We start from the raw sequence: 14,394 nt of genomic DNA on the forward strand, positions 1-14,394 counted from the left end.
GCATCCGGACGGGGCGGACTACCCCAGGCAACCGGGACCGAGGAGCGCCTTCAGATCGCCCATGAGCGACGGCGACGGACTGACCCGCAGCGCGTCGTCCAGCTTCAGCGCGATCTTGCGGTTGCCGTTGACGAGGTTCAGGTGGACCTCGGTCGTGCCGGGGTGCGCCGCGAGCACCTCCTTGAGGGAGGTGACGATCTTCGGCGTGCACTTCGCGCCGAACATCTTCAGCTTCAGCGCCGCCGCGCCGATCTCGCTCAGGTCCGGCACCACGAGGTCGTTCGCGATGAGCGAGATGCGGTCGTCGCGCTTGGCGACCCGTGCCTTGACCAGCACGATCGCGTCCTCGATGACCGACATGCCGTGCACCACGAAGCTCTTCGGGAAGAACAGCACCTCGATGCCGCCGGCCAGGTCCTCCAGCATCGCCGAGGCCCAGGGCTCGCCGTTCTTGTTCACCCGCCGGGTGACCGTCGCGAGGATGCCGCCCAGGGTGATCTGCGTGCCGTCCGGCACGTCGCCCTCCAGGATGCGGGCGATCGTCGTGTCGGAGTAGGACTCCAGCACGTGCTCCACACCGTTGAGCGGGTGCCCGGAGACGTAGAGGCCCAGCATCTCCCGCTCCAGCGCGAGCTGGTGCTTGGGCTCCCAGAACTCCTGGGGGATCTTCACGTCGAACGCGCCGGAGGTGTCCTCGGCGCCGTCGCCGCCGCCGAACAGGTCGAACTGCCCGCGCGCCTCGGCCTTCTTCGTGTCCATGATCGCGTCGACGGCCTCGACGTGGATCATGTGCAGGCCCTTGCGCGGGTGGCCCAGCGAGTCGAACGCCCCCGCCTTGATCAGGGACTCGACCACCTTCTTGTTGCACGCCTGGACGTCGATCTTGCGCAGGAAGTCGGAGAAGTCGGCGAACTTCCCCTTCTCCTTGCGCGCCCGGATGATCGAGTCCACGACGTTCGCGCCGACGTTGCGGATCGCGCCCAGGCCGAAGCGGATGTCCTGCCCGATGGCGGCGAACTCGCGCTCCGACTCGTTGACGTCCGGCGGGAGCACCGTGATGCCCATGCGGCGGCACTCGGCCAGGTAGATGGCCGACTTGTCCTTGTTGTCGGAGTTCGTCGTGAGCAGCGCGGCCATGAACTCGGCCGGGTGGTTCGCCTTGAGGTAGGCCGTCCAGTAGGAGACCAGGCCGTACGCGGCGGAGTGCGCCTTGTTGAACGCGTAGTCCGCGAACGGGACGAGGATGTCCCACAGCGTCTTGACGGCGTCCGGCGGGAAGCCGTTGGCCTTCATGCCCGCCGCGAAGCCCTCGTACTCCTTGTCGAGGATCTCCTTCTTCTTCTTGCCCATCGCGCGCCGCAGCAGGTCCGCCTGGCCCAGCGTGTACCCGGCGAGCTTCTGCGCGATCGCCATGACCTGCTCCTGGTACACGATCAACCCGTAGGTCGTGCCCAGGATGTCCTCCAGCGCGTCCGCGAGCGCCGGGTGGATCGGGGTGATCTCCTGCTGCTTGTTCTTGCGCAGCGCGTAGTTCGTGTGCGAGTTCGCGCCCATCGGGCCCGGCCGGTACAGCGCGCCGACCGCCGAGATGTCCTCGAAGTTGTCGGGGCGCATCAGGCGCAGCAGGTCCCGCATGGGACCGCCGTCCAGCTGGAACACGCCCAGGGTCTCGCCCTTGGACAGCAGGGCGTAGGTCTTCTTGTCGGTCAGCTCCAGCGTGTCGAGGTCGACCGGGTCCTTGCCGTTGAGCACGATGTTGCGCAGCGTGTCGTCGATCGTGGTCAGGTTGCTCAGGCCCAGGAAGTCCATCTTCAGCAGGCCGAGCGTCTCGCACGTCGGGTAGTCGAACTGCGTGATGATCGACCCGTCCTGCGGGCGCATCCAGACCGGGATGTGGTCCATCAGCGGCTCCGCGGACATGATGACCGCGCAGGCGTGCACACCGGCGTTGCGGATCAGGCCCTCCAGGCCGCGCCCGGTGTCGATGATCTCCTTGACCTGCGGGTCGCTGTCGTAGAGCGCCCTGACCTCCGCCGCCTCCGAGTAGCGCTTGTGGGCCGGGTCGAACACCCCGGACAGCGGGATGTCCTTGCCCATCACGGCGGGCGGCATGGCCTTGGAGATCCGGTCGGCCACGGCGTAGCCGGGCTGGCCGTAGAGCACGCGGGCCGAGTCCTTGATCGCGGCCTTGGCCTTGATGGTGCCGAACGTGATGACCTGGGCGACCTTGTCGGAGCCCCACTTGTCGGTCACGTACCGGATGACGTCGCCGCGCCTGCGCTCGTCGAAGTCGATGTCGATGTCGGGCGGGCTGACGCGGTCGGGGTTCAGGAACCGCTCGAAGATCAGGCCGTGGGCCAGCGGGTCGAGGTCGGTGATGCCCATCGCGTAGGCGATCAGCGCGCCCGCGGCCGACCCGCGGCCGGGACCGACCCGGATGCCGTTGGCCTTCGCCCAGTTGATGAAGTCCGCGACCACCAGGAAGTACGACGGGAAGCCCATCTGGAGGATGACGCCGATCTCGAACTCGACCTGCTGGCGGTGCACCTCGTCCACGCCGCCGGGGAAGCGGCGCTTCATGCCCTCCCAGACCTGCTCGCGGAAGTAGTCGTTCTCCGTCTTGCCGTCCGGGATCGGGTAGCGCGGCATGAGGTTCTGGAACGCGAACATGCCGCTCGTGTCGACCTTCTCGGCGACCAGCAGCGTGTTGCGGCACCCCTCCTGCCAGGGGTCGGACGAGTCGACCGCGCGCATCTCCTCCGGCGACTTCAGGTAGTAGCCCGCGCCGTCGAACTTGAAGCGGCCGGGGTCCTGGAGGGTCTTGCCGGTCTGCACGCACAGCAGCGCGTCGTGCGCCTCCCGGTCCTCCTTGTAGGTGTAGTGCGAGTCGTTGGTCACCACGAACGGGATCTGGAGCTTCTTCGAGATGTCGACGAGGCCGTCGCGCACCCGCCGCTCGATCTCGATGCCGTGGTCCATCAGCTCGACGAAGAAGTTGTCCGCGCCGTAGATGTCCCGCCACTTCGCCGCGGCCTCCAGCGCGAGCTGGTCGTGCCCCAGGCGCAGGCGGGTCTGCACCTCGCCGGACGGGCAGCCCGTGGTCGCCATGAGGCCCTTGGAGTGCTCCGCGAGCAGCTCGGCGTCCATCCGGGCCCACTTGCCGAGCTGGCCCTCCGTGGACGCGCGGCTGGCGACCTTCATCAGGTTGTGCAGGCCGTCCACGTCGCGCGCCCAGATCGTCTGGTGGGTGTAGGCGCCGCTACCGGACACGTCGTCGGACTTCTGCCCCGGGTCGCCCCACAGCACGCGCTTCTTGTTGAACCGGGACTCCGGCGCGACGTACGCCTCGATGCCCACGACGGGCTTGATCCCGGCGGCCGTGGCCTGGCGGAAGAAGTCGTACGCCCCGTACATGTTGCCGTGGTCGGTGATCGCGGCGGCGGGCATCCCCAGCCGCTCGCACTCCGCGAACATGTCCTTGAGCTTCGCCGCGCCGTCGAGCATCGAGTACTCGGTGTGCACGTGAAGGTGAACGAACGAGTCGGACACCCGTGCCTCCCACAAGATCGAAGAAGGCGGGAGAACCCCCGCTCGGACTCGGAGAACCCTATCCCTCCGTCACCTCTTCGGCCCAGTCGCCCCACCGGGTGTCGGCCGACACGCCGGGGCGCGGTGATCCTTCCGACGGCCAGCCGCCGACGCGGTCGTCGGACCCGACCGGTAGCGTGCGGAGCGTGGTGGCTCCGGATCCCGTCGACGCCCGTCTTCTCGCCATGATCGCGGAGATGGGCCGTGCGGCCGTGCACGAGGTGGCCGCCCGGCTGGGCATGGACCCCCGCGAGGCGGCCTCCCGGCTGATCACGCTGTCCGGCAGCGGCCTGCCCCTGCTGGTGGGCGTGGAGTGCGACCCCAACGGCATCCGCAAGGCCCTGTCCAACAGCATGGCCTGGGGGAACTACGCGGGCCCGCCCGCGCAGAACACGCCGTCGGGCAACTACGCCGTCCGGCCGCCGACCGGCCAGCACCCCGTGCAGGGCGGGATGCCGTCCGGACCGCACCCGGCGCGTCCCGCGCCGCAGCAGTACCAGCAGCAGCCGCCCAGCACGCCGTTCCCGGTCCAGCAGCCCCCGACCGGCGAGCAGCCCGTCAGCACCTGGGGGCCGCCGCAGAGCGCCGGGTGGGCGCGCGGCGACACGCCCGTGTTCGGCGGCACGCAGGTACCGGCCGGCCAGCGGCGCGGCAGGGTCGGCACGGCGCTGGAGACCGAGGGCCTGGAGGGCGCGCGGTTCTCCATCCAGCTCGTCGAGGTCGTCGACCCGGCGGACTTCCTGTTCACCGCGGCCGGGTACAAGCTGGCCGACGGCGAGCGGGCCGTGGTCGTGCACACCGAGCTGAGCAACCGCGGCCAGGTGGCGTTCCACTCGCTGCCCGACATGTACCTCGTGCTGGTGACGAACACCGGCGAGACGGTCGCCAAGGCGCCCGTGTCGCTGTCGTCCCGTCCCCCGTACAAGATCGGCGTGCAGCCGGGCGAGACCGCGGGCGGGCACACGGTCTACGTGCTGCCGGAGAGCACCGACGTGGTCGCCGTGCGGTGGAGCGCCCGGCCGGAGCCGGACGCCCACAGCCTCCTGTGGTCGGTCGAGGACTGAGGTCCGCTCAGCCCTCGGCGCGCAGCCCCTCCAGCGCCCGAGCCAGGTCGTCGGGGTACTCGCTGGTGAACTCCACCCACTGACCGTCGGCCGGGTGGTGGAAGCCCAGCCTGCGGGCGTGCAGCCACTGCCGGGTGACGCCGAGGCGCTTGGCCAGCACCGGGTCGGCGCCGTAGGTCAGGTCGCCCACGCACGGGTGGTGCAGCGCGGAGAAGTGCACGCGGATCTGGTGCGTGCGGCCGGTCTCGAGGTGCACGTCCAGCAGGGACGCCGAGCGGAACGCCTCGGTCACCTCGTAGTGGGTGATGCTGGGCTTGCCGCTCGCCATCACCGCGAACCTGTAGTCGTGCTTGGGGTGCCGGTCGATCGGTGCGTCGATCGTGCCCCTGATCGGGTCCGGGTGGCCCTGCACCAGCGCGTGGTACAGCTTGTCGACCGTGCGCTCCTTGAAGGCGTGCTTGAGCGCGGAGTAGGCGCTCTCGCTCTTCGCGACGACCATCACGCCCGTCGTGCCCACGTCGAGGCGGTGCACGACGCCCTGCCGCTCCTCGGCGCCGGAGGTGGCGACCCGGTGACCGGCGGCGACGAGCCCGCCGACGACGGTGGGACCGGTCCAGCCGGGGCTGGGGTGCACGGCGACGCCCACGGGCTTGTCGACCACGATGATGTCGTCGTCCTCGTGCAGCACGACCAGGCCCTCGACGGCGACGGCCTGCACCCGGACGGGCTGCGGCGGCGCGGGGATCGTGACCTCCAGCGTGGAGCCGGCGATCAGGCGGTCGGACTTGCCCGCCGGGCGTCCGTCGAGCAGCACATCACCCGATTCGGTGAGGGTCGCCACGATCGTGCGGGACAGCCCGAGCAGCTTGGACAGGCCCGCGTCGACGCGCATCCCGTCGAGACCGTCGGGCACTGGCAGCGTTCGGTATCCGCTCACGCGGTCTTCTCCTCGTCAGCGGTCTTCTTCGGGCCCACCGTGCCGTCGTAGTCGCGCTGGAGCAGCGCGAGGAGCACGATGATGCCGCCGCCGACGCAGATCGCGGAGTCGGCGACGTTGAACACCGGGAACACCCGGCCGTAGGGGTCGAGCACCGAGAAGAAGTCGACCACGCCGCCGCGCATGACACCGGGGGCCCGGAAGATCCGGTCCACCAGGTTGCCCAGTGCGCCGCCCAGCACCAGCCCGAGGCCGAACGCCCAGCCGGCGGACCGCAGCTTGCGCGCGATCCACACGATGAAGACGACCACGCCCATCGCCACGGTGGCCAGCGCCACGGTCATGCCCTCGGCGAGCCCGAACGCGGCGCCCGTGTTGCGGATGAGCGGCAGGTAGAGCAGCCCGCCGAACAGCTCGACCGGCTCGCGGTTCTCCAACGTCGCCACCGCGATCACCTTCGTGACCAGGTCGACGGCGAACACGAAGGCCGCCACGAGCGCCAGCAGCAGCACCCGCCGCTTCGGCGGGACGGCCGGCTCCGGCTCCGCGGGCCCGCTCGACGCCGGGACGCTCCCGCCGGGTTCTGCGGCGGGGTCGGCGGCCCGGTCGGCCGGGTCCGGATCGGTGTTGGGCTCGGTGCTCACACCCCCATTGTCCAGCACGGCCTCAGGACAGGAACGGCGGCGGGGTGCGGGGATCGTTCTCGGGCTCCCAGCGACCGTCGACCTGGACGTAGTTCCACCGGGGCCCGTCCAGCACGAGGCTGCGCAGCGCCGCGACCAGCCGGTCCACGTGCTCGACCGTGCTGCCCAGGCCGAGGCTCGCCCGCAGCGCCCGCTGCTCGTGGCCGCCGACGCGGTCCAGCAGCCTGCCCACGGCCACGTGCGCGCAGAACGCGCCGTCGCGCAGGCCGATGCCGTGCTCGGCGGACAGCGCCGCGGCGAGGTACCCGGCGTCGTGACCGCCGACGGTGAAGCTGACGACGCCCACCCGGTCGCGGTCGCCGTCGAAGAGGGTCAGCTCCCGCAGTCCCGGCACGGTCGCGAGTCCGGAGCGCAGCCGCTCCAGCAGCACGCGCTCGTGCTCGACGGTCTGCTCCCAGTGCCGCGACAGCACGTCGCAGGCCACGGCGAGCGCGTGCACGCCCACGACGTTCGGCGACCCCGCCTCGTGCCGCTCCGGCACGGCGGACCAGGAGACGCCGAGGTGGTCGCCGTGATCGGTGACCCTGCGGGTCGCGCCGCCGCCGGCCAGGTAGGGCTCGGCGGCCTGCAACCAGTCCGACCGCCCGACGAGCACACCGGACCCGAACGGGGCGTAGATCTTGTGGCCCGACAGCACCGTGTAGTCGACGTCCAGCTCCCGCACGTCGACCGGACGGTGCGGCGCGAGCTGAGCGGCGTCCAGCACGACGCGGGCACCGTGGGCGCGGGCGACCCGCGCCAGCTCCGCGACCGGCCACAGCTCACCGGTCACGTTGGACGCGCCGGTGAGCACGACCAGGCGCGGGCCCTCCGGACAGCGGCCCAGCGCCTCGGCCAGCGCGGGCGCGGCGGCGTCGGCCGAGCGGGGCGCCGCGATCCGCTGCACGTTCGGGCCGCGCCACGGCAGCAGGGCGGCGTGGTGCTCGGTGTCGAACAGCACGACGGCCGCGTGCCGGGGCAGGCTGCGGGCCAGCAGGTTCAGCGCGTCGGTGGTGTTGCGGGTGAACACCACCGCGTCGCCGTCCCGCGCGTTCAGGAAGCGCCGCACCGAGGCCCGCGCCTGCTCGTGGACGCGGGTGGAGACCTTCGAGGCGAACCCCGCGCCGCGGTGCACGCTGGCGTACCAGGGCAGCAGCTCGTCCACGGCGTCGCGGACCTGCTCCAGGCACGGCGCGCTGGCCGCGTGGTCGAGGTTGGCGTAGCCGACCCGCTCACCGGTGACCAGCGGCACCCGCAGGTCGGCCCCGACCACGGCGGGCACGGCGGGCACGGCGGTGCGCGGCTGGGGAACGGGGTGGGAGTGAGCGAGCGTCATGCCGGTGCCCTCCGGGACAGGGGCCCGCAGGCCCGCGCTTGCCCGACGCACCTCGCGCCGGACCAGGTCCTCACCGAGGGCACCCCACCGCGGTAGGAGGGTTGCCGGCCAGCAAGCTCGGGCTTGACGCTGGCACTCATGACCTGGCGACGACGTTAGCGGAAGCGCCAGCCGAGGTCGACCTCGGCTCACATCGTGAGACCACCCGCACGAGTTGAGCGTTCCAGCACCACGAGTGGAGCGTTCCAGCACCACGAGTTGAGCGTTCGAGCACCACGAGTGGAGCGTTCGCGGTGCTCGGGCCGAGCGCCGCTACCCGTTGACGCCCTTCCAGCGGGCGAAGCGGCCCGCGCGGTCCACGGCCCGGATGCGCTGCTCGGCCGACGCCCTGGCGGCGTCGGTGACGACGACCAGGAGCTGGTCGCGCTCCTGGAGCCGGGTGGTGGGCTGCGGGGTGAACGGCACGTCGGCGCGGACCACGAGGCTGACGACCGCGCCGGGCGGCAGGCGCAGCTCCGACAGGTACACGCCGTGCAGCTGGGACCCGTGCCGGATGCGCACCTGGAGCAGCGCGGCGCCCAGTTCGTCGAGCGGGGCGGCGTCGACCTCCAGCTCGCGGGGCTCGCTGCTCGCCGTGAGCCCCAGCAGCCGCGCGAGGACCGGCAGCGTCCCGCCCTGCAACAGGGTGAACACCACGACCAGCACGAACACCGCGTCCACCAGCCGCTGCGCGCCGGGCACGCCCTGGATGACGGGGATGAGCGCGAACACCACCGGCACCGCGCCGCGCAACCCCGACCAGGACAGGAACACCTGCTCGCGCCACGGCACCCGGAACGGCAGCGCGGCGATCAGCACCGACAACGGCCTGGCCACGAGCAGCAGCACCGCACCGGCGACGAGCGCGGGCACCACCACGTCGAGCAGTCGGGGCGGCGAGGCGTACAGGCCCAGCAGCACGAACAGTCCGATCTGGGCGAGCCAGCCCAGCCCCTCGGCGAAGGACAGCGTGTCCGAGCGGTGCGGCAGACGCGCGTTGCCCAGCAGCAGAGCCGCCGTGTAGACGGCGAGGAAGCCGGACGCGTGGGCGAGGTCGCCGACGGTGTAGGCCAGCACGCACACCGCCACCGACGCCAGCGGGTAGAGGCCGGTCGCCGGCAGCGCCGCGCGCCGCAGTCCCCACGCGCCCAGCCGCCCCAGCGCCACGCCCACCACCGCGCCGGCGGCGAGCTCGTAGACCATCAGCAGCGGCGCGGTCCAGGTGACGGGATCGGTGGACGCGAGCAGCACCACGGCGATGTAGACCGGGGCGTCGTTGATGCCGGACTCCAGCTCCAGCGCACCGGTCAGCCGCTTGTTCACACCGATCGCGCGCAGGACGCTGAACACGGCGGCCGCGTCGGTGGAGGACAGCACAGCGCCCCACAGCAGCGCCATCCGCCAGTCCAGGTCCAGCAGGAGGTGCAGCGCGGCGGCGGTGACCGCGACGCTCACCGCGACGGACACTGTGGACAGTGCGATGCCCAGCCGCAGCACGGGCCGCACGTCGGACCACCGCGTGGTGAGCCCGCCCTCGGTGAGGATCAGCACGAGCGCCACCGTGCCGAGCGACCGGGTCAGGTCGGCGTCGTCGAAGTCGATGCCGAGGACGGACTCCCCGAGCAGCACGCCGATGCCGAGGTAGAGCAGCAGCGACGGCAGCCCCAGCCGGGTCGAGACGCGCACCGCGAACACGGACACCAGCAGCACCACCGCGCCGATCCCGAGAACGGTCGTGACGTCCGCCATCCGACCTCCTCGCTGAACGCTCCGCCGCGGTCATTGTCCCCGCCGTGTGCGAAGTGGACCAACCCGCGCCGCGCCGCGAGGGCCGTTCCGTGGGCCTCGTCACCGGAGCACGACCTGCGCGCGACCGCCGGAGGGGGACTGGGACACTCGTCAACTCCCCGCGCGGGGGTCTTCCCGGCCCCCGCTGGCGAACGGTTCAGGAAGGGGACGAACGAGATGGTGACCCACCCGTGCGGCCGGTCGTGATCTTGTCGCCACGACCGGACGACGAAACGGCGTTCGCCGCGTTCTACGACCGCGAACGCCTGCTGCTCGCGCGCTTCGCCGCGCTGATGTCACCGCACGCCGACCACGCCGCCGCCGTGCACGACGCCTTCACCCGCACGTGGCTGCACTGGCCGGACATCGATCCGACGCGGCGCAGGACGCGGCTCTACGACGAGGTCCGGACCCTGCTCGCCGAGCGGACGCCCACCGGCTCCGCCCTGCCGGAGCGCGACGACGAGGACGAGCCCGCCGAGACGCTCGCCGCGCTCAGCGCCCTGCCCGAGGAGCTGCGCGCCGCGCTGGTGCTGCGGACGTGGGACCTCGACGACGCCGCGATCGCCACCCTTCTGGGCTGCGAACCCGACGCGGTTCGCGACCGGCTGGTGCTCGCGTCGTCGATGATGAGGGAGTTGCTCGGCACGGAGGGAGACGACGGGTGAGCACGAGCGCGGTGTCCGAGGAGGACGACCTGGCCAGGCGGCTGGGCGATCTGCGCGACGCGCTGATCGAGGCCATCCCCGCCGACGGGGCTTCCGACGAGCTGGGGGCCGCGGCGATCGTGGCGCAGCGTCCCACCGGCGAGGCCCCCGCACCGGCGTCGTGGCGGGAGCTGGAGGGCTACGACCGGCACGCCCGGTGCCTCGTCGCCGCCCGCGAGGGTGATCGGGCCGCGCTCGACGCGCTCGTCGCGGAACTGACACCGCTGGTGTGGAACGTCGCGCGCGGCAACGGGCTGGACGTGCCCGCCGCGGAGGACGTGGTGCAGAACGTGTGGCTCGCGCTGCTGCGGCACCTGCACCGGCTGGCCGAGCCGCGCGCGCTGGTCGGCTGGCTGGTCGTGACGGCGCGGCGCGAGTCGCACCGCTCGTGGCGCGACTCGCGCGGCACCGCCCCGCTGCTCGACGACACCGCGGAGCAGCTGCCGAGCGAGATGTGGCTGCCGGAGGTCGAGACGCTGCGCGACGACCGCGACCGGCGGCTGTGGCGTGCCTACGGACGGCTGTCCCGGCGCTGCCAGGAGCTGCTGCGGCTGACGGTGCTCGCCGGGCGCGCGGAGTACCGGGCGGTGGCCGAGGCGCTGTCGATGCCGCGCGGCAGCATCGGGCCGACTCGGGGGCGCTGCCTGTCGGCGTTGCGGGTGGAGCTGGAGCGCGAGGGCGGGGCGTGAGGGCTGGACACGGGGGGTGGGCGTCCGCGGTGCGCAGTGCGTGGACGTCGATCGCCGTGTCCCCGGCCGCTCCTCCGGAGACGGCGGTTCGGGTGCTCTGATCCGGTCGTCTCCCGTCTCGCCGGACCACCTGCGGAGCGTGTGGTCCGGCGAGACGGCGCACGACCGGCGCACCCCCACGTGCTGCCGGGGCGCGCCGGTCGGTCTGATCGCTCCGTCAGCTGTTCGGCGACGGCGTGAGCGACCGGCGCGGCCCCACTTCGCGCCCACCTGCCGGGGGCGCGCCGGTCGTCCGGCTCACGCCCTTTCCACCAGCACCCGCACCTTCGCCCCGTCGCCCACGACGCCGTCCGAGCCCGTGCCGTCGCCGACCTCGGCGTGGGTCACCTCGTCCGCCAGGGTCTCCCCGGCCACGAAGTTCTCGAAGGTCCTCACCGCCTCCGCCACCTCGGCCGGGAGCTGGAGGGTCAGCGCGATGCGGTCGGAGACGTCCAGACCCGCGTCCTTGCGGGCCTGCTGCACCACTCGGACGAGGTCGCGCGCGACGCCCTCCGCCGCCAGCTCCGGCGTCACCGCCGTGTCCAGGACCACCAACCCGCCGCCGCCCGGCAGGGCGGCCGTCGCGGCCGGGTCCGTCGCCACGAGGCGCTGCTCGTACTCGCCGGGGAGGAGCTCGACGCCCGCCGCCTCGACCGCGCCCGACTCGGTGGTCCTCCACTCGCCGGCCTTGACGGCCCTGATCACCGTCTGCACCTCGCGGCCGATGCGCGGACCGGCGGCGCGGGCGTTCACGACGAGCTGGAAGTGCCCGTGCGCGTCCACGTCGGTGGTCAGCTCGACGTCCTTGACGTTGACCTCGTCGCGCAGGATGCCGGTGAACTCGGCGACGGCGTCGGCGTTCTCGGCGGCGATGACGAGCTTGGCCAGCGGCAGCCGCACGCGCAGCTTGTTCGCCTTGCGCAGCGACAGCGCGGTGGACGCCACCTGACGCACCGTGTCCATCGCCGTCACCAGCGCGTCGTCGGCGGGCAGGTCCTCGACGGACGGGAAGTCCGTCAGGTGCACCGAGCGACCGCCGGTCAGCCCGCGCCACACGACCTCGGTGGTCAGCGGCAGCAGCGGGGCCGCGACCCTGCTGACGACCTCCAGCACGGTGTGCAGCGTGTCGACGGCGTCGGCGTCACCCGCCCAGAACCGGTCGCGCGAGCGGCGCACGTACCAGTTGGTCAGCACCTCCAGGTACTCGCGGATGCTCGCGCACGCGCCGGCGATGTCGTAGGTGTCCAGCGCGGTCGTCGTGACGCGCACCAGGTCGTGCGTCTTCGCCAGCACGTACCGGTCGAGCACGTGCTGCGAGTCCGTGCGCCAGGTGCCCTCGCGACCGGCGGCGTTCGAGTAGAGCGCGAGGAAGTACCAGGAGTTCCACAGCGGCAGGACGGCCTGGCGCACCGCGTCGCGGATGCCGCGCTCGGTGACCACCAGGTCACCGCCGCGCAGGATCGGCGACGACATGAGGAACCACCGCATGGCGTCGGAGCCGTCGCGGTCGAACACCTCGTTGACGTCGGGGTAGTTCTTCAGCGACTTGGACATCTTGGCGCCGTCGTCGCCCAGCACGATGCCGTGCGCCGACACCGTGCGGAACGCCGGCCGGTCGAACAGCGCCGTGGCCAGCACGTGCAGGGTGTAGAACCAGCCGCGGGTCTGGCCGTTGTACTCGACGATGTAGTCGCCGGGGTAGTGGTCCTCGAACCAGTCGGCGTTCTCGAACGGGTAGTGCACCTGCGCGAACGGCATGGAGCCCGACTCGAACCAGCAGTCGAGCACCTCGGGGACGCGGCGCATCGTCGAACGACCGGTCGGGTCGTCCGGGTTGGGCCTGGTCAGCTCGTCCACGTGCGGCCGGTGCAGATCGGCCGGGCGCACGCCGAAGTCGCGCTCCAGCTCGTCGAGCGAGCCGTAGACGTCCACCCGCGGGTACGCCGGGTCGTCGGAGGTCCACACCGGGATCGGCGAGCCCCAGTAGCGGTTGCGGGAGATGGACCAGTCGCGCGCGTTCTCCAGCCACTTGCCGAACTGGCCGTCGCGGATGTGCTCCGGCACCCAGTCGATCTGCTGGTTGAGCTCCACCATGCGGTCGCGGAACTTCGTGACCGCCACGAACCACGACGACACCGCGCGCTGGATCAGCGGGTTGGCGCAGCGCCAGCAGTGCGGGTACGGGTGGTCGTAGGTCTCGTGGCGCAGCAGCAGACCGCGCTCCCGCAGGTCCCGCGCGATGGCCCTGTTGGCCTCGAACACGTGCACGCCCTCGTAGGGCGGCACCTCGCCGGTGAACTCGCCGCGCGAGTTCACCGGCACGACGACCTCGATGCCCGCGGCGTCGGTGACGGCCTTGTCCTCCTCGCCGAAGGCCGGGGCGATGTGCACGATGCCCGTGCCGTCCTCGGTGGTGACGTAGTCCGCGGCGAGGATCTGGTGCGCGTTCTCCCGGCCGACGAAGAAGTCGAACGGCGGCGTGTACTTCCGGCCCAGCAGGTCGGAGCCCGTGCAGCGCGCGACGACGTGGTCGGCGGCGTCCTCGCCCAGCTCGCGGGCGTAGTGGCCCAGGCGGGCCTCGGCCAGCAGGTAGCGCTCCCCCTCGTGCTCCACGGTCACGTAGTCCACGTCCGGGTGCACGGCGGCGGCGAGGTTGCTGGGCAGCGTCCACGGCGTCGTCGTCCAGATCAGCGCCAGCTCGCCGGTCTCCAGGCGCAGGCCGACGGTCACCGCGGGGTCCTGCCGCTCGCGGTAGACGTCGTCCATCTTCGTCTCGGTGTTCGACAGCGGCGTCTCGCAGCGCCAGCAGTACCAGAGCACCCGGAAGCCCTCGTAGATCAGACCCTTCTCGTGCAGGGTCTTGAAGGCCCACATGACGCTTTCCATGTAGTCCAGGTCGAGGGTCTTGTAGTCGTCGTCGAAGTCGACCCACCGCGCCTGGCGCGTGACGTAGTCGCGCCACTGGTCGGTGTAGCGCAGCACCGACGTGCGGCAGGCCTCGTTGAACGCCTCGATGCCCAGGGCGTCGATCTCGCTCTTGTGGGTGATGCCGAGCTGCTTCTCCGCCTCGACCTCGGCGGGCAGGCCGTGGGTGTCCCAGCCGAAGCGGCGCTCCACGTGCTTGCCGCGCATGGTCTGGTAGCGCGGGACGAGGTCCTTGACGTAGCCGGTGAGCAGGTGCCCGTAGTGCGGGAGGCCGTTGGCGAACGGCGGGCCGTCGTAGAAGACGAACTCGTTGGCTCCGTCGGCGCCGGCGGGGCGGTTCTCGACGCTGGCCTGGAACGTCCCGTCGGACTTCCAGAAGTCGAGGACACCCTCTTCCAGCTCCGGGAAGGACGGCTGGGCCGGCACAGCGCTGTTCCGCACTGCGTCCTGATCGCCAGCCTTGGGGTAGGCCATCTCACTGCTCCTCGCGGTTCGTCCTGCTCGCACGGGTGCACGCACCCACACGGGGACGACGCGCCCGCTTCGGGCACACCGCGGTACCACCCCGTTTGCCGCCGCTGGTGGAGCTGCGACGACCT

Annotated in this window: 9 protein-coding genes and 1 riboswitch; of the genes, 3 read left to right on the top strand and 6 right to left on the bottom strand. The window is 71.8% G+C overall.

The features are described 5' to 3' along the window. Window positions 1-18 precede the first annotated feature (18 nt). Window positions 19-3,549, bottom strand: a complete 3,531-nt coding sequence (gene dnaE, locus IMZ35_RS01130; RefSeq protein ID WP_199438964.1) for a DNA polymerase III subunit alpha — start codon at window positions 3,547-3,549, stop codon at window positions 19-21. Window positions 3,550-3,734: 185 nt separating this feature from the next. On the opposite strand from dnaE, the gene IMZ35_RS01135 reads away from it, so the two are divergent. Continuing rightward, window positions 3,735-4,652 carry an AsnC family protein gene (locus tag IMZ35_RS01135; protein ID WP_199438965.1) on the top strand — a complete coding sequence of 306 codons (918 nt, stop codon included), beginning with the start codon at window positions 3,735-3,737 and terminating at the stop codon, window positions 4,650-4,652. Window positions 4,653-4,659: 7 nt separating this feature from the next. Here IMZ35_RS01135 and IMZ35_RS01140 read toward each other — a convergent pair whose 3' ends face one another. From IMZ35_RS01140 to IMZ35_RS01155, 4 genes are all read right to left on the bottom strand, one after another. Then, complete coding sequence (locus tag IMZ35_RS01140; RefSeq protein ID WP_199439570.1) at window positions 4,660-5,544, bottom strand: RluA family pseudouridine synthase; 885 nt, start codon at window positions 5,542-5,544, stop codon at window positions 4,660-4,662. Between the two features lie 41 nt (window positions 5,545-5,585). After that, a complete protein-coding gene (gene lspA, locus IMZ35_RS01145) occupies window positions 5,586-6,233 on the bottom strand; it encodes a signal peptidase II (RefSeq protein ID WP_307867635.1) in 648 nt (215 codons plus the stop codon). 22 nt (window positions 6,234-6,255) lie between these two features. Next, window positions 6,256-7,608 carry an aminotransferase class V-fold PLP-dependent enzyme gene (locus IMZ35_RS01150; RefSeq protein WP_199438967.1) on the bottom strand — a complete coding sequence of 451 codons (1,353 nt, stop codon included), beginning with the start codon at window positions 7,606-7,608 and terminating at the stop codon, window positions 6,256-6,258. 29 nt (window positions 7,609-7,637) lie between these two features. Beyond that, window positions 7,638-7,752, bottom strand: a riboswitch (SAM riboswitch). A 168-nt stretch (window positions 7,753-7,920) separates the two neighbouring features. After that, window positions 7,921-9,396 (bottom strand): potassium/proton antiporter, encoded by a 1,476-nt coding sequence (locus IMZ35_RS01155; RefSeq protein ID WP_199438968.1) that lies wholly within the window; start codon window positions 9,394-9,396, stop codon window positions 7,921-7,923. Window positions 9,397-9,644: 248 nt separating this feature from the next. Here IMZ35_RS01155 and IMZ35_RS01160 point away from each other — a divergent pair, with 248 nt between their 5' ends. Together IMZ35_RS01160 and IMZ35_RS01165 are read left to right on the top strand one after the other, a co-directional pair. Beyond that, the gene (locus tag IMZ35_RS01160; RefSeq protein WP_199438969.1) at window positions 9,645-10,103 is read left to right on the top strand and encodes an RNA polymerase sigma factor; all 459 of its coding nucleotides are present in this window, start codon (window positions 9,645-9,647) and stop codon (window positions 10,101-10,103) included. A gap of 119 nt (window positions 10,104-10,222) precedes the next feature. After that, the gene (locus IMZ35_RS01165) at window positions 10,223-10,831 is read left to right on the top strand and encodes an RNA polymerase sigma factor (protein WP_199439571.1); all 609 of its coding nucleotides are present in this window, start codon (window positions 10,223-10,225) and stop codon (window positions 10,829-10,831) included. Window positions 10,832-11,128: 297 nt separating this feature from the next. Here the strand turns inward: IMZ35_RS01165 and ileS are convergent, their stop codons facing one another. Further along, window positions 11,129-14,269, bottom strand: coding sequence for an isoleucine--tRNA ligase (gene ileS / locus IMZ35_RS01170; RefSeq protein WP_199438970.1), 3,141 nt, complete (start codon window positions 14,267-14,269; stop codon window positions 11,129-11,131). Between the last annotated feature and the right edge of the window lie 125 nt (window positions 14,270-14,394).

The organism is Umezawaea beigongshangensis, from assembly GCF_016464305.1.
In the GTDB taxonomy this organism is placed as follows: Bacteria; Actinomycetota; Actinomycetes; order Mycobacteriales; family Pseudonocardiaceae; genus Umezawaea_A; species Umezawaea_A beigongshangensis.